Source organism: Umezawaea sp. (assembly GCF_057122925.1).
The window spans coordinates 88,355-110,440 of the sequence record NZ_DBNGPQ010000138.1 but is presented as its reverse complement, the minus strand read 5'-3'; the positions used below and the strand labels follow the sequence as shown (position 1 = coordinate 110,440).

The 22,086-nt window shown below is 71.6% G+C and carries 18 protein-coding genes; 4 read left to right on the top strand and 14 right to left on the bottom strand.

Annotation, left to right across the window (positions count from 1 at the left end):
• Positions 1-23: 23 nt before the first annotated feature.
• From AC156L_RS31270 to AC156L_RS31245, 6 genes are all read right to left on the bottom strand, one after another.
• Positions 24-494 (bottom strand): hypothetical protein, encoded by a 471-nt coding sequence (locus AC156L_RS31270; protein WP_330878742.1) that lies wholly within the window; start codon positions 492-494, stop codon positions 24-26.
• A gap of 17 nt (positions 495-511) precedes the next feature.
• Positions 512-3,304 (bottom strand): type I DNA topoisomerase, encoded by a 2,793-nt coding sequence (gene topA, locus AC156L_RS31265; RefSeq protein WP_330878741.1) that lies wholly within the window; start codon positions 3,302-3,304, stop codon positions 512-514.
• Positions 3,305-3,407: 103 nt separating this feature from the next.
• Positions 3,408-4,016, bottom strand: a complete 609-nt coding sequence (locus tag AC156L_RS31260) for a hypothetical protein (RefSeq protein WP_330878740.1) — start codon at positions 4,014-4,016, stop codon at positions 3,408-3,410.
• A gap of 85 nt (positions 4,017-4,101) precedes the next feature.
• The gene (locus AC156L_RS31255; protein WP_330878739.1) at positions 4,102-4,734 is read right to left on the bottom strand and encodes a hypothetical protein; all 633 of its coding nucleotides are present in this window, start codon (positions 4,732-4,734) and stop codon (positions 4,102-4,104) included.
• A 118-nt stretch (positions 4,735-4,852) separates the two neighbouring features.
• On the bottom strand, positions 4,853-5,455 hold the full coding sequence (locus tag AC156L_RS31250) for a hypothetical protein (protein ID WP_330878738.1): 603 nt from the start codon (positions 5,453-5,455) through the stop codon (positions 4,853-4,855).
• Between the two features lie 112 nt (positions 5,456-5,567).
• Complete coding sequence (locus tag AC156L_RS31245; protein ID WP_484407523.1) at positions 5,568-7,865, bottom strand: sodium-translocating pyrophosphatase; 2,298 nt, start codon at positions 7,863-7,865, stop codon at positions 5,568-5,570.
• Positions 7,866-8,085: 220 nt separating this feature from the next.
• Here AC156L_RS31245 and AC156L_RS31240 point away from each other — a divergent pair, with 220 nt between their 5' ends.
• Positions 8,086-10,497 (top strand): DEAD/DEAH box helicase, encoded by a 2,412-nt coding sequence (locus tag AC156L_RS31240; RefSeq protein WP_414719855.1) that lies wholly within the window; start codon positions 8,086-8,088, stop codon positions 10,495-10,497.
• Here AC156L_RS31240 and AC156L_RS31235 read toward each other — a convergent pair.
• The 8 genes from AC156L_RS31235 to ssd all read right to left on the bottom strand — a co-directional run bounded on the left by AC156L_RS31235 (position 10,467) and on the right by ssd (position 17,305).
• A complete protein-coding gene (locus tag AC156L_RS31235) occupies positions 10,467-11,111 on the bottom strand; it encodes a bifunctional DNA primase/polymerase (protein ID WP_330875598.1) in 645 nt (214 codons plus the stop codon). The two genes, AC156L_RS31240 and AC156L_RS31235, sit on opposite strands and share 31 nt — an antisense overlap.
• Before the next feature lie 265 nt (positions 11,112-11,376).
• On the bottom strand, positions 11,377-11,712 hold the full coding sequence (locus tag AC156L_RS31230) for an Rv3654c family TadE-like protein (RefSeq protein ID WP_330875597.1): 336 nt from the start codon (positions 11,710-11,712) through the stop codon (positions 11,377-11,379).
• 314 nt (positions 11,713-12,026) lie between these two features.
• A complete protein-coding gene (locus AC156L_RS31225) occupies positions 12,027-12,392 on the bottom strand; it encodes a TadE family type IV pilus minor pilin (RefSeq protein ID WP_330875596.1) in 366 nt (121 codons plus the stop codon).
• Positions 12,389-12,568, bottom strand: coding sequence for a DUF4244 domain-containing protein (locus AC156L_RS31220; RefSeq protein ID WP_330875595.1), 180 nt, complete (start codon positions 12,566-12,568; stop codon positions 12,389-12,391). Before AC156L_RS31220 ends, AC156L_RS31225 begins: the two co-directional genes overlap by 4 nt.
• A gap of 23 nt (positions 12,569-12,591) precedes the next feature.
• Positions 12,592-13,149, bottom strand: a complete 558-nt coding sequence (locus AC156L_RS31215; RefSeq protein ID WP_330875594.1) for a type II secretion system F family protein — start codon at positions 13,147-13,149, stop codon at positions 12,592-12,594.
• Positions 13,146-13,961, bottom strand: coding sequence for a type II secretion system F family protein (locus tag AC156L_RS31210; protein WP_484407521.1), 816 nt, complete (start codon positions 13,959-13,961; stop codon positions 13,146-13,148). The genes AC156L_RS31215 and AC156L_RS31210 overlap by 4 nt, the downstream gene beginning before the upstream one ends.
• Before the next feature lie 43 nt (positions 13,962-14,004).
• Positions 14,005-15,159 (bottom strand): TadA family conjugal transfer-associated ATPase, encoded by a 1,155-nt coding sequence (locus AC156L_RS31205; RefSeq protein ID WP_330875592.1) that lies wholly within the window; start codon positions 15,157-15,159, stop codon positions 14,005-14,007.
• Between the two features lie 1,081 nt (positions 15,160-16,240).
• Positions 16,241-17,305: a septum site-determining protein Ssd gene (gene ssd, locus AC156L_RS31200; protein ID WP_330875591.1), complete on the bottom strand. Its 1,065-nt coding sequence runs from the start codon at positions 17,303-17,305 to the stop codon at positions 16,241-16,243.
• A gap of 436 nt (positions 17,306-17,741) precedes the next feature.
• On the opposite strand from ssd, the gene AC156L_RS31195 reads away from it, so the two are divergent.
• The 3 genes from AC156L_RS31195 (at position 17,742) to AC156L_RS31185 (ending at position 22,084) form a co-directional block, all read left to right on the top strand.
• On the top strand, positions 17,742-18,569 hold the full coding sequence (locus AC156L_RS31195) for an HAD family hydrolase (RefSeq protein ID WP_330875590.1): 828 nt from the start codon (positions 17,742-17,744) through the stop codon (positions 18,567-18,569).
• Between the two features lie 648 nt (positions 18,570-19,217).
• Positions 19,218-20,852 carry a glycoside hydrolase family 3 protein gene (locus AC156L_RS31190; protein ID WP_330875602.1) on the top strand — a complete coding sequence of 545 codons (1,635 nt, stop codon included), beginning with the start codon at positions 19,218-19,220 and terminating at the stop codon, positions 20,850-20,852.
• Entirely contained in the window at positions 20,849-22,084 is a 1,236-nt protein-coding gene (locus AC156L_RS31185) for an exo-beta-N-acetylmuramidase NamZ family protein (protein WP_330875589.1), read from the top strand. The genes AC156L_RS31190 and AC156L_RS31185 overlap by 4 nt, the downstream gene beginning before the upstream one ends.
• Positions 22,085-22,086 lie beyond the last annotated feature (2 nt).

The following is a 22,086-nucleotide window of genomic DNA, read 5'->3' as shown; positions in this document are numbered from 1 at the left end:
GCCGACCCGGTCAGTGCGCACAGTCAGCGGATTGCGTCCAACAACGCTTCGACGACCTGCCGGATGACGTTGAAGAACACCGATCCGATGATCAGCAGTGCCACCAGGCAACCACCGAACGCGGAACCCCGCGACCTGGGCCGTTCCCCCTGGGCCTGCTGGGGCTGGGGCGGCGCCTGGGGATGGGCCTGCGGCGTCGGGGCGACCGGTGCCCGGTACTGCACGCGGTGGGCGCCGACCTGCGTCTGGGGCTGCGGCTGACGGGTGCGCACCGGCCGGGCCCGCTGCTCGTGCAGCATCGCCGTCCGGATCGCCTCGCGGGCCAGCTCCGGGTCGGGCGCGACCGGCGAGTAGGCAGGCTGCACCGGCGGCGCGACCCGCTTCGGCCGGTAGGGGGTCTCCCCCGTGACCAGGCCCGCCAGCGCGTCCGGGTACGCGCGGGGTGGTGGCGGGTCCTGAGTCCCGTCGGGTCCGAACTCTCCTGGTCCAGGCACCGCCACCCCCTACGTCATCAGCTCTTCGTCTTGGCGGGCGCCTTCTTGCGCGGAGCCGCCGGCTTCTTCGCCGCGGGCTTCTTCTTGGTGACCGGCCCCTTGGCGCGCTTCTCGGCCAGCAGCTCGGACGCGCGCTCGTCGGTGAGGCCCTCGACGGTGTCGCTCTTGCGCAGCGACCCGTTGGTCTCGCCGTCGGTCACGTACGGGCCGAACCGGCCGTCCTTGACCACCATCGGCTTGCCGGACACGGGGTCGTTGCCCAGCTCCTTGAGCGGCGGGGCGCTGGTGGCCGACCTGCCCCGCTTCTTCGGCTCGGAGTAGATCTTCAGCGCCTCGTCGAGCGTGACCGTGAACAGCTGGTCCTCGCTGGTGAGCGAGCGCGAGTCCGTGCCCTTCTTCAGGTACGGCCCGTAGCGCCCGTTCTGCGCGGTGATCTCGGCCCCGGTCTCCGGGTCCTTGCCGACGACCCTCGGGAGCGACAGGAGCTTGAGCGCGTCCTCCAGCGTCACCGTGTCCAGGGACATGTCCTTGAACAGCGAGCCGGTGCGCGGCTTCGCCTGCTTCTTGGCGTCCGCCGCCTTCTTCGCGGTGGTCTTCTCCTCCGCGACCTCCGGCAGCACCTCGGTCACGTACGGGCCGAAGCGGCCCTCCTTCGCCAGGATCTCGTGGCCGGTCACCGGGTCGACACCCAGCGAACGCCCCTCCTGCGGCGTGGAGAACAGCTTCTCCGCGATCTCCAGGTTCAACTCGTCCGGCGGCATGTCCTCGGGCAGGTTCGCCCGCTGCGCGGTCGGCTCGCCGTTGTCGCCGACGACCTCCCGCTCCAGGTACGGGCCGTAGCGGCCGACCCGGACCACGACGGGACGCCCCTCGGCGTCGTCGAACAGCACGATCGAGTTCACCAGGCGGGCGTCGATCTCCTCGACGCTCGACCCGACGAGCTTCTTCAGCCCGCCGGAACGGCCGATGGAGCTCTCCGGGCCGACGCTGCCGCCGAAGTAGAAGCCGGACAGCCACGTCGTGCGCTGCTGGCGACCGGCGGCGATGCCGTCCAGCTCGTCCTCCAGCGCGGCGGTGAAGTCGTAGTCCACCAGGCGGCCGAAGTGCTGCTCCAGCAGCCCGACCACCGCGAAGGCCACCCACGAGGGCACCAGCGCGGAGCCCTTCTTCCACACGTAGCCGCGGTCCTGGACGGTGCTGATGATCGACGCGTACGTCGACGGGCGACCGATCCCCAGCTCTTCCATCGTCTTGATGAGGCTGGCCTCGGTGAAGCGCGAGGGCGGGCTGGTCGAGTGGCCGTCGGCGGTGAGGTCCGCCGCCGTGACGGACTGGCCCTTGACCAGCTGCGGCAGCCGCGACTCGGCGTCGTCCGACTCGCCGCCGGCCTCGGCGTCGACCGTCTCCACGTAGGCCTTGAGGAACCCGGCGAACGTGATCGTGCGACCCGAGGCGGAGAACGTGCACTCCTCGCCCGTGGTCGCGTTGCCGACGATCCGGACCGACGTCGTGTTGCCGCGCGCGTCGTTCATCTGGGACGCGATCGTGCGCTGCCAGATCATCTCGTAGAGCTTGAACTCGTCCGAGTCCAGCTCGCGGGCGACCTCGCCGGGGGTGCGGAAGACCTCGCCCGCGGGGCGGATCGCCTCGTGCGCCTCCTGCGCGTTCTTGACCTTGCGGGTGTACTGCCTCGGCTGGGCCGCGACGTACTCCGCGCCGTAGAGCTGGGTCGCCTGCGTGCGGGCCGCCGTGATGGCCGTCTCCGACAGCGTCGTGCTGTCGGTGCGCATGTAGGTGATGTAGCCGTTCTCGTACAGCTTCTGGGCCGTGCGCATCGTGCGGTCCGCGGTGAAGCGGAGCTTGCGGCCCGCCTCCTGCTGGATCGTCGACGTCATGAACGGCGCGTACGGCTTCCGCGTGTACGGCTTCTCCTCGACGCTCGCCACGGTCAGCGGCACGTCGGCCAGACCGGCGGCCAACGCCCGCGCCTCGGCCTCGTTGAGCAGCCGCACCTCGGACCCGGCCTTGAGCTTGCCGTCCGACCCGAAGTCGCGGCCCAGCGCCAGCCGGGCACCGTCGACGGCGACCATGCGCGCGCCGAAGTTGCGCGGCGTCGCCTCGGCGCCGGCGTCCATCGTGGCCGAGATGTCCCAGTAGGAGGAGGAGACGAACTTCATCCGCTCCCGCTCGCGCTCCACCACGATCCGGGTCGCGACCGACTGCACGCGGCCCGCCGAGAGCTTCGGCATGACCTTCTTCCACAGCACGGGGCTGACCTCGTAGCCGTAGAGGCGGTCGAGGATGCGGCGGGTCTCCTGCGCGTCGACCAGGTCCTGGTCGAGGTCGCGCGGGTTCGCGGCGGCCGCGAGGATCGCGGTCTCGGTGATCTCGTGGAACACCATCCGGCGGACCGGGATCTTCGGCTTCAACGTGTCGAGCAGGTGCCACGCGATGGCTTCGCCCTCGCGGTCGCCGTCTGTCGCGAGGTAGAGCTCGTCGACGCCCTTGAGCAGCTCCTTCAGCTCGGCGACGGTCGACTTCTTGTCCGGCGTGACGACGTACAGCGGCTCGAAGTCGTGGTCGACGTCGACACCGAGGCGAGCCCACGGCTGCCCCTTGTACTTCGCGGGCACGTCGGCCGCGCCACGCGGGAGGTCGCGGATGTGCCCCTTGGACGACTCCACGACGAAGTTGCTGCCGAGGTACGACGCGATCTTCCGCGCCTTGGCGGGCGACTCGACGATCACCAATCGGCGATTGCCGTCACCCGTAGCCCCGGAGCCGTTTTTCGTCCGTGTCGATCCAGCCACGCTGTCCCGCTCTCTTCCAACCCTGTGCTTCGACCCGCCAGTGTGCACTGTCGACCAGCCCCGCTGGGCAGGCCTGGTGCGGACAGGGTGACACAAGCGCCCTCTATCGCCCGTTGGGAGGACCCGGCGAGGCGGCCGGCCAGTCGACTTCCGCTACGCCTCCCGGCGGTTCCCCGACCAGTTCCGCGAGCCTCGCGAGCCTGCGCCTGCCGATCACCCTCAGGACCGGCCCACCACTCGGTCCGGTGACGAGCGTGGCGGGCAATCCGGAGCTGATCAAGGCCGCGAGCAGCGGTTCGTGCGTCTCCGGGGCATCGGGGTCGAGCCCGAGCGCGTACGCCGAATCGACCCAGCCACCGGACGCCAGCGCCCACAACCTGAGCACCGCCCCGTCCAGCTCGAACTCCGAGGGCACCGATTTGGCCGCACCCCCGCGGAGCCATTCAGCGGCCAAACGGGTGAGATCCGTGCGAAACGCCGTCCGGACCAACGCGCCGCACTCCTCGACGGGTGTTATCCCTGCCACGACACCCCGCCGCGCGCACTCCGAGGCCAGTGCCGTCGCCCGCCCCCGGTCCGCCACGACGACCGACACGCGGGCCGCCGTACCCCGTCCGAAGCCCATCGCCTGGCCGGGCCCGCACAGCAGGCCCGCCAGGTCCCCAACCCCCGGTTGGCGCGCCTCGGCGGAGTAGAAGGACAGTTGCCCCACGCACGGAGCGTAGAACACCTGTTCGACCCCTGTCAGCTGCCGAACGCCGCGTGGACGTTCCCGTCCACGCGGCGCAGGCGGTGGATCAGGTGGTCGGCGGCGTGGACGCGCTGCCCGCCGCGCCCTCGATGGCCTTGCAGTTCGGCGCCTTCTTCTCGGCGTCGGCCAGGTTCGAGCGGACGAGCACGCCGTCGAAGTCCTCGCCGACCTTCGCCACGGCCTGCATGTCGGTCGCGACCTGCGTGAACGCCGCGGCGATCGACGCCGGGTCCTGCGGGTTCGCGGCCTCGACGCCGGTCTTGGCCTTGTCGAGGGCGGTCTTGAGCTGCCCGAAGATGTCCGCGGCGCTGGTGGCCAGCTTCTCGGAGTCCGGGTGCGGACCCTTCTTCAGGTCGTTGAGCTTCGTGATGGCGCCGTCGACGGCCGTGGAGCCGTCGCCCAGCCACGTGGCGAACTGGGTCTGCATCTTCGCCGGGTCCGTCGTGTCCAGCTCGGGCTCGGTGGACAGCGTCTTGATGACGTCGAGGCTCGCGCCGCAGACCTTGTCGATCCACTGGACGGTCTCGTCGCCACCCGCGGCGGCGGCCGAGGAGGAGGTGGTGGTGCCGGTCGAACCGCTACCGGTGCCGGAGGCGGTGCCCGCGGTCTGGTTGCCGCACGCGGTCATGGTCAGGGCCGCGGCGGCGAACACGCCGACCACAGCGAGGCGGTGCCTCATGGAGAACTCCCGGTTGCAATCGAGTCGAGCTTGAGAGGGGCGAACCTACCGTTCCGATGGGCCACTCGGATGTGCTTTTGCGCCGTTCGGCGCCCCGTTCCCCAATCGAGACCGACGCTCAGGACGTGGTCGTGGGGGCAACGCCGCTGGTGGGAGCCTCGGAGGCGCTGGTGGCCGGCTGGCGGATCGACTGGCACTTCGGCGCCTTCTCCGCGGCCTCCAGCAGCTCCGGGCTGGTCTGGAGGTCCTTGAGGGGCTCCGCGAACTCGGTGAGCTTCGCGATGGCCTCGCCCGCCGCCTGGAGGCCGCCGCTCGGGTCCGCCGCGTCGGCCTGCTCGACCTGCGCCTTCGCGTCGGTGAACACCTTCGCGACCTCGTCGAACGTGTCGGCCATCCGCTTCACCTGCTCGTCGCCCCCCGCGACCGGCGACGGCCCCACCGCCCGCAGGTCGGTCGCCGACGTGCCGAACGCGGCGGCGAGCTGGCCCATGTAGGCGCTCATGTCGGCCTTGAGCTTGGCGGGGTCGGTCGCGTCGAGCTTGGGCGGCGACTGGGCGGCGCTCGCGAACCCGGAGGCGGCCGAGCAGACCTCGTCCATGTACGCCACGGCCGGGTCGGCCGTCGGCGCGGACGGAGAAGGGCTGGTCGAGCCGCCACCGCCCGACGTGCACCCGGCGGCGAGCGCGGCGGCGGCCAGCAGCGCGGCGAGGCTGAGCCTCATGTCCATCTCCCTGGATCGGGTCGTGGTTCCCCGTCCAGTGTGAACCGAAAAGGGCGCGTCCGGGTCGGTGAGGACCCGAACGCGCCCTTTTCGGTGGTGGAGCGCGGTGCGACTAGGCGGCGCCGTTGGCGACCGTCTCCGCCGGGCTGTCGGCGATGGCGGTGCCGCGGCGCTTGGACACCACGACGGCCCCGACGATGATCGCCACGGCGACGAACGCGATCGACAGGCGGATGCCCGTGGACGCGTCGGCGCCGATGGAGAACGTGATGATGGCGGGCGCGATCAGCACCGACACCAGGTTCATCACCTTGATCAGCGGGTTGATGGCCGGGCCCGCGGTGTCCTTGAACGGGTCGCCGACGGTGTCGCCGATGACCGTCGCGGCGTGGGCGTCGGAGCCCTTGCCACCGTGGTTGCCGTCCTCGACCAGCTTCTTCGCGTTGTCCCACGCGCCACCGGAGTTGGCCAGGAACACCGCCATCAGCGTGCCGGTCGCGATGGCACCGGCCAGGTAGCCCGCCAGCGGGCCGACGCCGAGGCCGAAGCCCACCGCCACCGGGGCCAGCACGGCCAGCAGGCCGGGGGTGGCCAGCTCGCGCAGCGAGTCCCTGGTGCAGATGTCGACGACCTTGCCGTACTCCGGCTTCACCGAGTGGTCCATGATGCCGGGGTTCTCGCGGAACTGGCGGCGCACCTCGAACACGATGGCGCCCGCGGCCCTCGTCACGGCGTTGACCGCGAGACCGGAGAACATGAACACCACGGCGGAGCCGATGATCAGTCCGACCAGGACGTTCGGCGTGAACGCGACGTAGTCGGCGTTGTCGAACGTCGAGCCGACCTTGGCCAGCGACTGCGTGATGGCGTCCTTGTAGGAGCCGAACAGCGCCGTCGCCGCCAGCACGGCCGTGGCGATGGCGATGCCCTTGGTGATGGCCTTGGTGGTGTTGCCCACCGCGTCCAGCTCGGTGAGGATCTGCGCGGCCTCGCCGTCGACGTCGCCCGACATCTCGGCGATGCCCTGCGCGTTGTCGCTGACCGGGCCGAACGTGTCCATGGCGACGATGACGCCGACCGTGGTGAGCAGACCGCAACCGGCCAGCGCCACCGCGAACAGCGCCACGATGACCGAGCCGGACAGCAGGAACGCGCCGTACACGGCCGCGCCGATCACCAGCGCGGTGTAGACCGCCGACTCGAAGCCGACCGAGATGCCGGACAGGATCACCGTCGCGGCGCCGGTCAGCGACGTGCGGCCGACCTCCTTGACGGGCTTGTGCTCGGTACCGGTGTAGTAGCCGGTCAGCCAGAGGATGACGCCCGCGAGCACGATGCCGATGATCACCGCGATGGCCGCGATCAGCGCCGGGTTGCCGCTGGTGCCCTGGATCTCCTCGGACACGCCGTCCAGGCTCGCGAACGAGCTGGGCAGGTAGACGAACGCCGCCACGGTGCACAGCACCGCGGAGATCACCGCGGAGATGTAGAACGCGCGGTTGATCGCCGACAGGCCGTTCTCGCCCGGCCGCGCCTTGGTGGTGTACACGCCGATGACGGCGGTGATGACACCGATCGCGGGGACGATCAACGGGAACAGCAGGCCCTGCGCGCCGAACGCGGCGGTGCCGAGGATCAGCGACGCGACCAGCATCACGGCGTAGGACTCGAAGAGGTCCGCGGCCATGCCCGCGCAGTCGCCCACGTTGTCGCCGACGTTGTCGGCGATCGTCGCGGCGTTGCGCGGGTCGTCCTCGGGGATGCCCTGCTCGACCTTGCCGACCAGGTCGGCGCCGACGTCGGCGGCCTTCGTGAAGATGCCGCCGCCGACGCGCATGAACATCGCCAGCAGCGCGGCACCGAACCCGAAGCCCTCCAACACCTTCGGGGCCTGGCCCGCGTAGACGAGCACGACGACCGCGGCACCGAACAGGCCGAGGCCGACGGTCATCATGCCGACGACGCCACCGGTGCGGAACGCGATCCGGGTCGCCTTCTCCCGTCCGCCGTCCTCCTTCGACGCGGCCGCGACGCGCACGTTGGCGCGGGTCGACAGCCACATGCCCAGGTAGCCGATGCTCGCGGAGAAGACGGCGCCGATGATGAAGAACAGCGACCTGCCGATCCGCTCGTTCAGGTCTTCGGCGGGTAGGGCGAACAACAGGACGAAAACGATCACCACGAAGGGTGCGAGCGTGCGGAACTGCCTGTTGAGGTAAGCCGCTGCGCCCTCTTGGACCGCCTTGGCGATGTCCTGCATCTTGGGGGTGCCCTGGCCTGCGGCCAGCACCTCCCTGAGCAGTACGTAGCCGACGGCAAGGGCTGCCAGGGCGACCACGGCGATCACGGCGACAACGCCGCGATCACCTCCGGAGAGTTCAAGGCCCTCCGCGAGGAATTGCCGGGACATCCGTCCTCCTGGTGAGTGTCTGCCCAACAGGGGACCGCATCGCGTCGCGCCACCAGCGGCCGACCGCGCGTCAGCCCAGACACCACGTGATGCATCCCTCATTGGATGCGATTCGGCGGAGTCTATTCATAGGTGGCAAGCCTGCAACGATACGTCCCGATCCGTGCACACACCGTTATCTACGCAGGAAGCGGTACGCGGTGCTTCGACGGTGTCGGAACTGTCGGTGCCGTGTGCGAAGCTGCCGACCGTGGCCGACCAGGGACGCCGACTGCTGGAGAGGGTCCTCGCCGGGGTGCCCAGCGGGGAATCACCCCTCACGCACGTCACCGATATGCCACGTCGCGCCGCCCAATTGGCGCAGTGGCCATCGTGGGCGGCCGAACGGGTGATCGACTCCGTGCGCTCCAGCGGCGTCGAGCGGCCGTGGCGGCACCAGGTGGAGGCCGCCGACCTCGCCTGGTCGGGGCGCGACGTGGTGCTCGCCACGGGCACCGCGTCCGGCAAGTCGCTGGCCTACCAGCTGCCGGTGCTGACGACGCTGACCACCGACCCGCGCGCCACCGCCCTCTACCTGGCGCCCACGAAGGCGTTGGGCGCGGACCAGCTGCGGTCGGTCGAGGCGCTGGCGGTGCCGGACGTGCGCGCCTCCTCGTTCGACGGCGACACGCCGATGGCCGAGCGCGACTGGGTGCGCGCCTACGCCAACTGGGTGTTCACGAACCCGGACATGCTGCACCGCGGCATCCTGCCGAACCACACCCGGTGGATCAGGCTGCTCAAGCGGCTCAAGTACGTCGTGGTCGACGAGTGCCACGCCTACCGCGGCGTGTTCGGCTCGCACGTCGCGCTGCTGCTGCGCAGGCTCCGCCGCGTCGCCCGCAAGTACGGGGCCGACCCGGTGTTCGTGCTGGCCTCCGCCACGGTGACGAACCCCGCCGTCTCGGCGGGCCGCCTGCTCGGCGCCGAGTGCGCCGCCGTGACGGAGGACGGTTCGCCGCGCGCCTCGCGCACGGTCGCGCTGTGGGAACCGCCGCTGCTGGAGGACTTCGCGGGCGAGAACGGCGCTCCCGTCCGCCGCTCGGCGGGCGCGGAGGCGTCCCGCATCCTGGCCGACCTGGTCGTGGAGGGCGCGCGGTCGCTGGCGTTCATCCGCTCGCGCGTCGGCGCCGAGCTGACGGCGATGGGCGCGCGGCGCCTGCTGTCCGAAGTGGACGACTCACTGCCCGGCCGGGTCGCCGCGTACCGAGGGGGCTACCTGCCGGAGGAGCGCCGCGCCCTGGAGCGCGCGCTGTCGAGCGGTGAACTCCTCGGCGTGGCGACGACGAACGCGCTGGAGCTGGGCGTCGACATCGCGGGCCTGGACGCCGTGGTGGTGGCCGGTTTCCCCGGCACGCTGGCGTCGTTCTGGCAGCAGGCGGGTCGCGCGGGCCGCTCGGGCGACAGCGCGCTGGTCGTCTTCGTCGCCCGCGACGACCCGTTGGACACCTACCTCGTGCACAACCCGCCCGCGGTGTTCGACCGCCCGGTCGAGGCGACCGTGCTCGACCCGACCAACCCGTACGTGCTCGCCCCGCACCTGGCGTGCGCCGCGGCCGAACTGCCGCTCACCGAGGCCGGGCTGGCGGAGTTCGGCGGCGCCGCGGCCCTGCCCGTGCTGGCGGACCTGGTGGAGCGGAAACTGCTGCGCCGCAGGCCGAACGGCTGGTACTGGGCGTCGCACGACCGCCCGCACGCGGCCGTCGACATCCGCGGCACCGGCGGCGAGCAGGTCGTCGTCGTGGAGGCCGACTCGGGCCGGATGCTCGGCACCGTCGATCCGGGCGCCGCGCACCGCTCGGTCCACCCCGGCGCCGTGTACCTGCACCAGGGTGAGTCGTACGTCGTGGACGACCTGGACCTGGAGCAGGGCTTGGCGCTGGTGCACACGGACCGGCCGGACTGGTCGACGATGGCCCGCGAGACCGTGGACATCACGGTCGTCAGCACGCTGGAGCGGCGGGACTACGAGGGCGTCTCGGTGTGCCTCGGCGAGGTCGAGGTGACGTCGCAGGTCGTCGGCTACCTGCGCCGACTGCCGTCCGGGCAGGTGATCGACCAGGTGCCGCTCGACCTGCCGGAGCAGGTGCTGCTCACCAGGGCCGTCTGGTACACGGTGTCGGAGAAGTTGTTGGCGAGCAGCGCACCGGGGGGCGCGGGTCTGGATCCCGCGCGCGTCCCCGGTGCGCTGCACGCCGCCGAACACGCGGCGATCGGCCTGCTACCGCTGTTCGCGACCTGTGACCGCTGGGACATCGGCGGTGTGTCGACCGCGCTGCACGCTGACACCGGGGAGGCGACGGTGTTCGTGCACGACGGTCATCCAGGAGGGGCCGGATTCGCCGACCGCGGCTTCGCCGCTGTGATCCCCTGGCTGGTCGCTACTCGGGAAGCGATCGCTTCGTGTACGTGTCCGGCTGGTTGCCCGTCCTGCGTTCAGTCGCCGAAGTGCGGGAATGGCAACGAACCGCTGGACAAGGCAGGTGGGATGGCCGTCCTGGGCACTGTTCTCGGGGTTGTCGGGGAGAAAACCAACAGCACCCAGGACGGCCAGCTCGAGGGTCAGGCCCGTTCGGCGGCGACCAGCCGCTGAGCGTTGGCCTGGAACAGCGAAGGCATCTGGATGGCTTCGACGAGCGCGTCCTGCACGATCCGCGACGCGGGCAGGCTCCAGCCACAGATCTGCGGCTTGACCCGCCAGTGCACGACACCGTGCTGGACCGGCGACGGCGGCAGGGAGATGTACTCGCCCTTGCCGTAGTGGCGGACGTCGTCGTGCGCCACCAGGTCGGAGCCCAGCGACTGGCCCGACTCGACCAGGAACATCCACGCCCCGGCGGGCGTGGCGACGATCGGCACCGGCAGCCCGATGGTGCGCAGCGCCGTGGCGGCCCGGCGCCCCAGGTCCGCGCTCACCTCGATCGCGTCGAACACGTAGCCCGTGGCACCGAGCACGCTGTACGACTGACCGGCCCACCACTGCGCGACCTGGTTCGGCTGGGTGCCGATGCGCTCCTGCCAGTCACCGTGCACCGGCACCGGACCGTCGGTCTCGACACCGCCGCGCCCGGCCCACTGGACGTCGCCGTTCTCCGAACCGGCCGGATAGGTCCCCGGCAGCACAGGCCACCCGTGCCACGCGAGGCCGACCGCCTCTGCCCGCAGCTCGATGCGGAAGGCCCCGCGCCAGCTATCCGACCACTCCATGCTCTGTCGCCTCCAACTACCTGAACACTGACACTGTGTCGGTGTTGCCGGACACCGTGTCGGTGCCGCTACTCCAATTAACGGCATCAACAGCGCCGGATGTAACTCCCCGTCGACAACTGGTCGGAATGGCACGGCGAACGAAGCCTCCGCTGCGGGCGACTGAACTGCCGGCTGAACCTGAGAGCACGCTAAGAGCAACCGCGACCAGCCTGTGAGTCCGCTCACCGTGGATGGATGACCGTTCACCGCGACCGACACCCCCTCACCCTTCAGCCGGACCGGCACGCGTCCGAACGCTCACCGCGCCGAACAGCGGCACGATCCCCTCGACGTCGACCTCCACCTCCCAACCGCTCGCCGCGCAGCCGATCAACCGCTTGCCCGCGCGCTCGACCACCCACCGCGCCCTGTCGCAGGCAGGTCCCACACCGTCGGCGAGGTGAGCGGCGGCGGCCAACGCGGCCAGATCAGCCGCCCCCTCCACCTCGTGCCGCACCACCACCGCGCCACCGACCTGCACACCGAGGCTCGTGAGCAGCGCGAACACCACCAACCACGCCACCCCGAGCACCGTCGCCGATCCCCGGTCACCACCCACCCACGCCTCCTCTCGCTGTAGCCCACCGGCCAACGACCTCCCCCCGGCAGCACCCTCGCCGTCCAGGAACCGACCCCACCGCTCGTCGTGGACCAGCGGTCAACGAACCTCAGGCGACCCCGCGGAGGAACGCCGTCTCCCGCTGACCGGCGGTCAACGGGCAAACCGACACCTCGACCCGATGACCCGCACCTGTGCTCAAGACCGCCGAGGTACAGCCCTCCTCTCCGGTCCTGTCCGTTGACCGCCGGTCAACGGACAGGACCGGCGACCGACTCGATGGCCTGCCCCGCTCCTTGCTCCTTGCGCGGCGGTCAGCCGTCCGTCGTCGGTTCGAGCACGGCGAAGGCGCGGGCGGTCAGGTGCAGCCCTGGGAGGAGGTCGACGGTGGGACTGCCCGAGACCTCGACGTGGACGGTGTCGCCGTCGGTGCGCACGGTCAGGTTCGCGCCGGCGGGTGCGATGGACCGGACGGCCGACTCGGCCCGTTCCGGTTCGCCGCGGGCCAGCAGGCGCGCCGCTTCACGGGCGGCGTCGGTGCAGCGGAGTTGGTCCACCACGGCCGTGATCGCGCACGCTCCCAGCACCAGGACGATCACCAGCGGGAACACCACGATCGCGGTCTCGACCGTGACGGTGCCGCTGTCGTTCGGAGAGCGCGAACGGCGTCGAGGTCTCACACGCCCACCGAGAAGGCGCTCTGGACCAGGTCCTTCAGCATGGTCGCGACGGTGTCGCCGCTCAGGACCGCGTAGAGGGCGGTCGCCAGGGCCGCCGCGGCGAGGGTGCCGAGCGCGTACTCGGCGGTGGTCATGCCGTCGTCGCCGCGCAGTGCTTCGCGGATGAGGTGGTGCATCGGGTTCGCTCCTCGTCTGGTGGTCACCAGGTCGTGGTGAATCGAGTGGCCAGTCCGATCACGACCGGCAGCACTCCTAGGCAGAGAAAGGCGGGCAGGAAGCAGGCGGCCAGCGGACCCGCCACCAGGACGGCCGCCCGTTGGGCCCTGGCTTCGGCCTGGTCCACCACCTGCTCGCGGACGCGAGCGGCGAGGTCGGCCGCCAACACCGCCAGCGCCGCGCCGGACCGAGCGGTGCGGCGCGCGCCACGGGCCAGCGGCGCGGTGGTCTCGTGGGCCAGGGCCGGAGTCCAGGCCGTCACGGGGTCGGCCCCCAGTGAGAGCAGCGAGCCGACCTGGCGCAGGGCGGTCGCCGCCGGTGGCGACAGGCCGTCGACCACCGCGTGCACGGCGCTCGCCACCGGCAGCCCGGCCCGGAGGCAGGCGGCCAGCAGGTCCCAGGTGGCGGCGACCGTGAGCGGGTCGTCCGCCGCCGGAGGCGCGGGACGCCGCGGTGCCGTCCTCGGCCCGGCCAGCCGGTTCAGCACCGGCGGCGGGGACGGGAGGACGAGCAGTGCCAGGGCCAGCAGGAGAAGGGTCATGCTCCGACCGCCCTGCTGGTCAGCCGGGTGCTCCACAGCAGACCGGCGCAGATGAGCGCCGCGCCCAGGACGAGCAGCACCTGACCGGCTCCGGTCGAGGTCAGGACGTGCAGGGGGCGGGTGCCGCTCAACTCCCCCAGCAGGATGCCGAACAGCGGGAGTCCCGCCAGGACGGCGGCACTGGCCTCCGGACCCGCCATGCGCGCCCTGACCTGGCCCGCGAACGCGACTCGCCGCTCCAGGTCCCGGCGAACCGCGTCCAGCACGTCGGCCAGCGGCACGCCGTGGTGGTCGGCCAGCCGCCAGGCCCGTGCCAGGGGGCCCAGTGCCGCGGCGAGTTCGGGTCTGGTGCGGGACATCGTGTCGAGCGCCGTCGTGACGTCCCCGCCCAGCCGCGCGGTGGAGGTGATCCCGGCCAGCACGGTCGTGGCCGGTTCCTCGGCGTCCTGCGCGGCGCCCGCGGCAGCGGCGGCCGGGTGCGCGCCCACCTTGAGCTCCGCCACGAACGCCGCCACGCCGTCGGCCACCACCGAGGTGGCGGTGAGGTGGGCTCGGTGCCGCGCGCGTGAGCGGACTCCGCGCCGGACGGCGGTTCCGACCATCGCGGTCGCGACGAGGGCTGCTGGTCCGGCGAGGAGTCCCAGCAGGACGCAGACCGCCACGACAACGGCTCCGCGGTGGGGTTTTCTCGAACTCCGCGGACGAGGAGGGCCCAACGCGCGGAGTCTGCGGGCCGCCGCGGAGGCCGGGAGGACCAGCAGTGCCGCGGCCAGGACGGCCAGTGGCACCACGGGTGAGTCCGAAGTGGTCATCGCTCGGTCACCTCGCTGTTCGAGTTCGGGTTGGACGGTCGCCTCAGCAGGCGCGGTTCAGCAGGGAGTGCAGGGTTGGCCACGCTTCCCGCTGACCGTGGGCGCGGTGCCAGGCCGTGCGGACCTCGATGGCCGTGGGGGTGCGGTGGAAGACGCCGATCTCGGCGAGGTGTCTGGCGCCGTCCGGGGCGCGGCGCATGTGGAGGACCACCTGGACCGCCGCGGCCAGTTGGCTGTGCAGGGCGGTGCGGTCCAGCCCGCCCAGCGCCGCCAGTGCCTCCAGACGAGCGGGCACCTCGGTCGGCGAGTTGGCGTGGAGGGTGCCCGCACCACCGTCGTGGCCGGTGTTGAGGGTGGCGAGCAGGTCGCAGACCTCGGCTCCCCGCACCTCGCCGACGACGATGCGGTCGGGACGCATGCGAAGGGCTTGGCGGACCAGTTCGCGGACCGGGACCTCGCCCGCGCCCTCGATGTTGGCCGGTCGGGCCACCAGGCGGATGACCTGGGGGTGGTCCGGTTGGAGTTCGCCCGCGTCCTCCACGCACAGGACGCGCTCGGTGTGGGGGACGCAGCCCAGCAAGGCGGCGAGGAGGGTCGTCTTGCCCGAGCCGGTACCTCCGACGACCAGGAAGGCGAGCCTGGACGTGACGACGGCTCGGAGGAGGGTCGCGGTCTCGGTGTCGAAGGTGCCGCGGGCGCGGAGTTCGTCCAGGTCGTGGACGGCCGGGCGGAGGACTCGCAGGGACAGGCAGGTGCCCGCGGCGGCGATCGGCGGGAGGACGGCGTGCAGGCGGATCCGGCCCGACGGACCGGAACCCGGCAACCAGCCGTCCACGTAGGGCACCGCTTCGTCCAGACGACGACCCGCCGCCACGGCCAGGCGTTGCGCGAGCCTGCGGACCGCCGCCTCGTCCGGGAACGTGATCGCGGTGCGGCGCAGGCCCTGCGCGCCGTCGGCCCAGACGTCGGTGGGGCCGGTCACGAGCACGTCGGTGGTGTCGGGGTCGGCCAGGAGCGGGTCCAGGGGGCCCGCGCCGACGAACTCCTGGCGCAGCAACGTCAAGGCGGACAGGACTTCGGCGTCGCCCAGGACGCCGCCTGCTTCGTCGCGCACGGCTTCCGCTACCGCGGCCGGTGTCAGCTCGGCCCTGCTCACCGCCAGTCGGCGGCGGACTCGTTCGACCAGGTCTGCGCTCATGGGAGTTCCTCGGGTGGTTGGGGGCCGGTCGGGCGGGGCGGGCGCCCGACCGGCGGGATGGTCGACGGTCGCGGGAACGGTCGGGGACGAAGCCCGCGACATCGACCTGGACGGGGTGGCCGGTCGGCCTGGGTGCTGGATCGGAGGCGGTTGGTGGGCCCTCGTTGTCGGGGAGCGCCAAGCGCGCCGCTGGAGGTGGTCGGGGAGCGGTCGGGAGCGGCTGGTCAACGAGGTCGCGATCGAGGCGGACCGCGCGACGTGGCAACCGATTGCGAGAGCAGGCTGCTGGCGGTGGTCGAGTCACGGTCGACGCTCCGAGGCGAAGAGGAAGGCGAGTGCGGGCACGGCTGGCGGTACGACGCTGCGACCGACACGACGCAGGCGACGCACGTGACGCGATCACCGACGCGGGAGCCGATTGGCCGCTCAGCGACCACGAGCAGCTCAGTCGCCGCGGACTGAGGACCGCGGACAGGGATCTTCTGAGGTAGGGCCGTCAGCGCCACCGCTCGCCCCAAGGGCGAGCGGTGGGCGGAAAGCAGGCGGTGAAGAACCGAGAACAGGGGCGCCGGACGGAAGTCGGAGAGCAGGGAGCGGGAAGCGGGAAGCGGAGCCGGAAGCGGGAGCCGGAGCCGGAGCCGGAGCCGGAAGCGGAAGCCGGAGCCGGAAGCGGAAGCCGGAAGCGGAAGCCGGAAGCGGAGCCGGAAGCGGAGCCGGAAGCGGAAGCCGGAAGCGGAGAGCGGAGAGCGGAGAGCGGAGAGCGGAGAGCGGAGAGCGGACGGTAGAGGTGGGGTGCCAGGTCCGAGAGGCGACCGCGTCGAGATCGCTGTCGTGGATCGAGAACGACTCGGCTGTTGTGACCGCCTGTCCAGATCGACACGACCGATCGCTGGTCCGACGCGCACGCCGACACCGGTCGGGGGCAAGGCACTCGTCGTCATCACCGGACGTGGCGGAACGCGGGCCTCCCCCGCCGAGTGGTCGCTGACGACGGTGGGGGCGAGCGCGGTTGCCCGCGCGATCACCAGAGCCGAGGCGGGCGGTCTCCCCGTCGGCGCGGCGAAGGCCCGGCGGTCGTGGGTCAGTCGGCGTGCAGGGCGTCCAGGACGGCCTTCGCCGCCTTGGCCAGCGGGCCTCTTCGGTTTTCCGGGAAGTGGCCCCTGTCCAGTGCGATGGCCAGGCCCGGTTCGGGGCGCATCGAGGTGAGGAGGGGGACGCCGACGGCTGTGGCTATGTCCTTGCCGCGCAAGCCCGTCGGGCCTGGGGCGCGGACCACCGCGGCCAGTTTCACGCCTCGTTCGGTGATGTGGTGGGCCACGCGCTTGGCGGCCGCGGTCGCGCGGACCTCGGCCGGGACCACGAGGACGGCCAGGTCTGCTCGGTCCAGGGCCGCGCAGGCCGCCTCGGTGAGTTGGCGCGGGAGGTCGCACACCACCGTCTCGCCCGCGCGGCGGCCCGCCTCGACGACCGCTGCCACGGCGTCCGGTTCCGGGCCGCGGCCGTCGCGGTCGCAGGACAGGACCGTCAAGCGACCTTGTTTCGCCGTGCGGCCGGGCAGGGCCGAGTGGAGTGCCGAGGCGGCCACCCGGCCACCGGTCAGGTGCAGTTCGGGCCAGCGCGGGCCCTCGGCGGATTCGGTGCCCAGCGTCAGGTCCAGGCCGCCGCCCAGCGGGTCGCAGTCGACGAGGAGGCCGTGGCCGCCCGAGGTGAGGACGGCCTGGCCCACGGCCGCGGCGAACACGGAGGCGCCCGCCCCGCCCCGGCCGCCCAGCAGGGCGACCACCCGACCCTCGGAGCTGGGTGGGCCTTCGGCGAGGTCGGCCAGCGTTCCCGCCAGCCACTGCTCGGCGGCGGGGAGTTCGACCACGCGTTCCAGGCCCAGCGCCACGGCTTCCGGCCACACGGCCTGCGACGGCGGCTGGTCGCAGACCAGGTACACGCCGGTGCGGCGCGGCAGGTCGAGCACCCCGCACTCGAACGCGCCCCACTCGTCCAGCAGCACGACGGGCGCGTCCTTCCAGCGCGTGCGCAGCGCTGCCGCGTCCGCCACGCGGTCCAGGTCGCAGCCCGCCGCCGCGGCCAGGCGGAGCAGGTCGTCCAGCAGTGGTTCGTCGCCCACGAGAGCCACGGGTCGGTTCGCGTCCACCCGGCTCACCTCCCAATCGACTCGGTGCAGGTCCGGGGTCAACGGTGGGCTGTCGTGGGAGGAGCGACAAGGAAGGAAGATCGACATGTGGACAAGCACCGGGGCTGTGGACAAGTCGCCGGACGATGACCGGCTTTGTCGGTGCGGTGGGTCAGACTGGGGGGTTGGGCGCCGAACACCGGGAAGAGGGCGGCCGATCCGACCCCGGACATGGGACGACCCCCGCCAGGGGGGAGGGACGGGGGTCGTCATGGTTCAGTCCCGGGGGGTCGGACTGAACCGGTCCGGCAGAACCGGACAGCACCACTGTATCCCCAGAACCTTGACTGGTGCTTGTCTTCCGCTGGAGGACGCGAGGAATTTCCGTCATCCGGCGCACACCGACTTCGTCAACAAGCGAAACGCCACCCCGGGACCGAACCCCTAAACTGAGCCCGTGACCGATCCCGGCAGCGGCGAAGCCCCCGCACAAGGCAACCGAGTCGCCGCGTTCTTCGACCTGGACAAGACGGTCATCGCCAAGTCGAGCACGCTGGCGTTCAGCAGGCCCTTCTTCCAGGAGGGCCTGATCAACCGGCGCGCGGTGCTCAAGAGCGCCTACGCGCAGTTCGTCTTCATGCTGGCCGGCGCGGACGCGGACCAGATGGACCGGATGCGCTCGCACATCACCGCGCTCTGCGAGGGCTGGGACGTCGAGCAGGTCAGGTCCATCGTCGAGGAGACGCTGCACGACATCGTGGACCCCTTGGTCTACAAGGAAGCCACCCAGTTGATCGCCGACCACACGGCGGAGGACCACGACGTCGTCGTGGTGTCGGCCTCGGGCGAGGAACTGGTGGCCCCGATCTCGGGCATGATCGGAGCGACGCACAGCGTCGGCACCCGCATGGTGGTCGCGGACGGCCGCTACTCGGGCGAGGTCGACTTCTACTGCGCGGGCGAGAACAAGGCCATCGCGATCAAGCAGCTCGCGCAGAAGCACGGCTACGACCTCGACGACTGCTTCGCGTACTCGGACTCGGTCACGGACCTGCCGCTGCTCGAAGCCGTCGGCCACCCGACCGCCGTCAACCCGGACCGGGCGCTGCGGAAGGTCGCCGCCCAACGGGGTTGGCCGGTGCTCACGTTCTCCGACCCGGTGTCGCTGCGCGCCCGGATCCCCACCCCGTCGGGCACGGCCGTCGCGGTCACCGCGATCGGGATCGGAGCGGCCGCCGCGGCGGGTGTCGCCTGGTACGGGATGCGCCGCAGGCGCCGCAGCTAGCCCGTGGGGTGCCGGTGGGTGACACCCTCCGCCCGGTCAGCGGTACCCGACGCGGGAATGTCCGCGAGCGCACCACTTTCGCTACTGAACGTCGCTTGAACGGTGCACCCTTCCGAGGCCTTGCTGTGACGGCGAACACGGTCTACAAATGGAGGTGCGGACCTCCGGTCGGCCAGGGACGAAGCAGAGGATAAGCGACGTCCACCCCGGCAGAGCTCCGTGCACGGACTTCGAGCACCCACGCGCAGCACGCCGCGGGAGGCTTGCCGTCAAGGGCCTGCGTACTGGGACGCTGGACGCCGAGGCCATGTTGATACGGCACGAGTTGCACGCTTGGTAACTCGAAAGCCCGTGCTGTTGGCGGGGGCCCCACACGAAAGTGCGGGGCCCCCGCCCTTTTCGTCGTCCGGCGGTTTTCCACGGGGCGCGGCAGAATCCCCAACCCGTTGACCGACCCGCAAGACGTGGGTAACTTGCGAACATGTCCGGACAACTGTGGAAAACACGCCTGGGGAGGCTCGTGTGGGCCGGGTCGGACGCTCGATAGCCACTGCCGTGCTGGTCACGGCAGGTATCTGCACGCCACTGACCGCTGCCGCCGAGCCTGATCCCGTGGCGCCGCAGAACATCACGTCGCTCGTGCGCGGGATGACGTTGGAGGAAAAGGTCGGTCAACTGTTCGTGACCTACCTGAATGGACAATCGCCCGACGAGGTGAATCCAGTCAACCGGAAGGACTTCGGTGTTGACACTCCGGCACAGGTGGTAGAGAAGTTTCACCCTGGCGGGGTCATCTACTTCAACAACTCCAGCCGCGACAACATCGACACCCCACAGCAGATCGCCGCGCTGTCGAACGGTCTCCAGCGCGCCGCGACGAGAAGTGGAAGCCGAATTCCTCTCGCAATCTCCACGGATCAGGAAATGGGGATCGTCACCCGAATAGGTGCACCCGCCACGCAGTTCCCCGGCAACATGGCGCTGGGCGCGGGCCGCTCGACGGCGGACGCCGAAAAGGCGGCCACGATCACCGCGAGCGAGCTGCGCGCGATGGGGATCAACCAGGACTTCGCGCCGGACGCGGACGTGAACTCGAACCCGGCGAACCCGGTGATCGGCGTCCGCTCGTACTCCAGCGACCCCGCGCTCGCGGCGGACATGACGGCCGCGCAGGTCCGCGGCTACCAGCAGCGCTTCCTGGCCAGGGGCGCGGTGTCGGCGACGGCGAAGCACTTCCCCGGCCACGGAGACACGTCCGAGGACAGCCACACGAGCCTGCCGGTGGTGGACCGGACGGTGGAGCAGTGGCGGGAGGTCGACGCGCCGCCGTTCCGCGCGGCCATCGCGGCGGGCATCGACTCGATCATGACCGCGCACATCCAGACGCCGCGGATCGACCCCTCCGGTGAACCGGCGACGCTGTCCAAGCCCGTCGTCACCGGTCTGCTGCGCGAGGAGCTGCGCTACGACGGCGTCGTCATCACCGACTCGCTCGGCATGGCGGGCGTGCGGCAGCTGCACTCCGACGCGGAGATCCCGGTGCTCGCGCTCAAGGCGGGCGTCGACCAGCTGCTGATGCCGGTGAACCTCGAACTGGCCGTCACCAGCGTCCTGGACGCCGTTCGCGGCGGCGAGATCAGCGAGCGCCGCATCGACCAGAGCGTCCTGCGGGTGCTGCGGATGAAGTTCCTCCGGGGCATGCTCACCAGCCCCCTCGTCGACGTGGACGCGGTGCCGCGCACGGTCGGCTCCCCCGCGAACCTGGAGTCCGCCCAGCAGATCACCGACCGCACGACCACCGTCGTCCGCAACGACGGCGGCGTGCTGCCGCTGCGCGCGAAACCGGCGTCCGCACTGGTCACGGGCTGGGGTGATGCGTCGACGCGGGCGTTGGCCGAACGGATGACCGCGCGCGGCACGGCGACGACGCGGCTCACGACCGGCAGCACCCCCACCGAGGCGCAGATCGCGGCGGCGGAGCAGGAGGCCTCACGGGCCGAGGTCGTCTTCCTGCTGACGAACGCCCTGAGCAAGCAGCCCGCGCAGCAGGCGCTGCTGGCCAGGCTCCTGGCGACCGGGAAACCGGTGGTCGCGGTGGCCGTGCAGAACCCGTACGACGTCGGCCACGACGCCCCGACCTGGCTGGCCACCTACTCCTACGGCGCGGGGTCGATGGAGTCGCTGGCCAGGGTCGTCCACGGCGAGGCCGCTCCCGCGGGGAAGCTGCCGGTCGCGGTGCCGGGTCCGACGGCCTACCCCTTCGGCCACGGGATCACGTGGTGAGGCGCAGGCAGCTCCTCCAGGCGGGTGCGCTGGCCGTGCCCGCCCTGACGCTGGCGAGCGCTCCCGCCGCGGCGGGCGGCGCCGAGGTCGTCACGGGCGCGGAACTGCTGGCGCGCGACGGCTGGCGGCGCCTGGCGGGCAGGCGCGTCGGCGTCCTCACCAACCCGACGGGCGTCCTGGTCGACCAGACCCACGTCGTCGACTCCATGGTGGCCGCCGGGCAGGGGCCGACGGCCGTCTTCGGTCCCGAGCACGGCTTCCGCGGCACGGCCCAGGCGGGCGGTTCCGAGGGCGACTACGCCGACCCGCGCACCGGGATCCCGGTCTACGACACCTACGGCAAGGACGCCGCGCAGGTCGCGGCGCTCTTCCGCAAGGCAGGCGTGGACACGGTCGTCTTCGACATCGCGGACGTGGGCGCGCGCTTCTACACCTACATCTGGTCGCTCTACACGGCGATGCGCGCCGCCGCGGCGACCGGTGCGGCGTTCCTCGTGCTGGACCGCCCGAACCCCGTCGGCGGCACGGCGAGGGGCCCGCAGCTCGACCCGGCGTTCGCCACCGGGGTCGGCCGCAAGCCGATCGTCCAGCAGCACGGCATGACGGTCGGTGAGCTGGCCGGGCTGTTCGACGGCGAGTTCCTCCCGTCCGACGGCGGCAGGCTGACCAGCCTCGACGTGGTCTGGGTGAAGGGCTGGCGGCGGGCGGACCTCACGACCGGGCTGCCGTGGGTGCCGCCGAGCCCGAACATGCCGACGCAGGACACCGCGCTGGTCTACCCCGGCACGTGCCTGTTCGAGGGCACGGTGTTCTCCGAGGGCCGCGGCACGACCAGGCCGTTCGAGACCGTGGGAGCGCCGGACGTCGACTGGCGGTGGGCCGAGGCGCTCAACGGCCTGCGCCTGCCCGGTGTGCGGTTCCGCGAGACGTACTTCTCCCCCACGTTCGGCAAGTTCGTCGGCAAGGCCTGCGGCGGGGTGGCCCTGCACCTCACCGACCCGTCCGGCTTCGACGCGATCCGCTCGGCCGTCGCGATGATCGTCACCGCCCGGTCGCTCTACCCCGCGCTGTTCGCGTGGCGGCCGGACAACTTCATCGACAACCTCAGCGGCTCCGACCGCCTGCGGCGCATGGTCGACGCGGGCGCGGGCGTCGACGAGGTCGTCGGGGCCTGGGAGTCCGAGCTGTCCGCGTTCCGCCGCACCAGACGTCCGTACCTCCACTACCGGTGAGG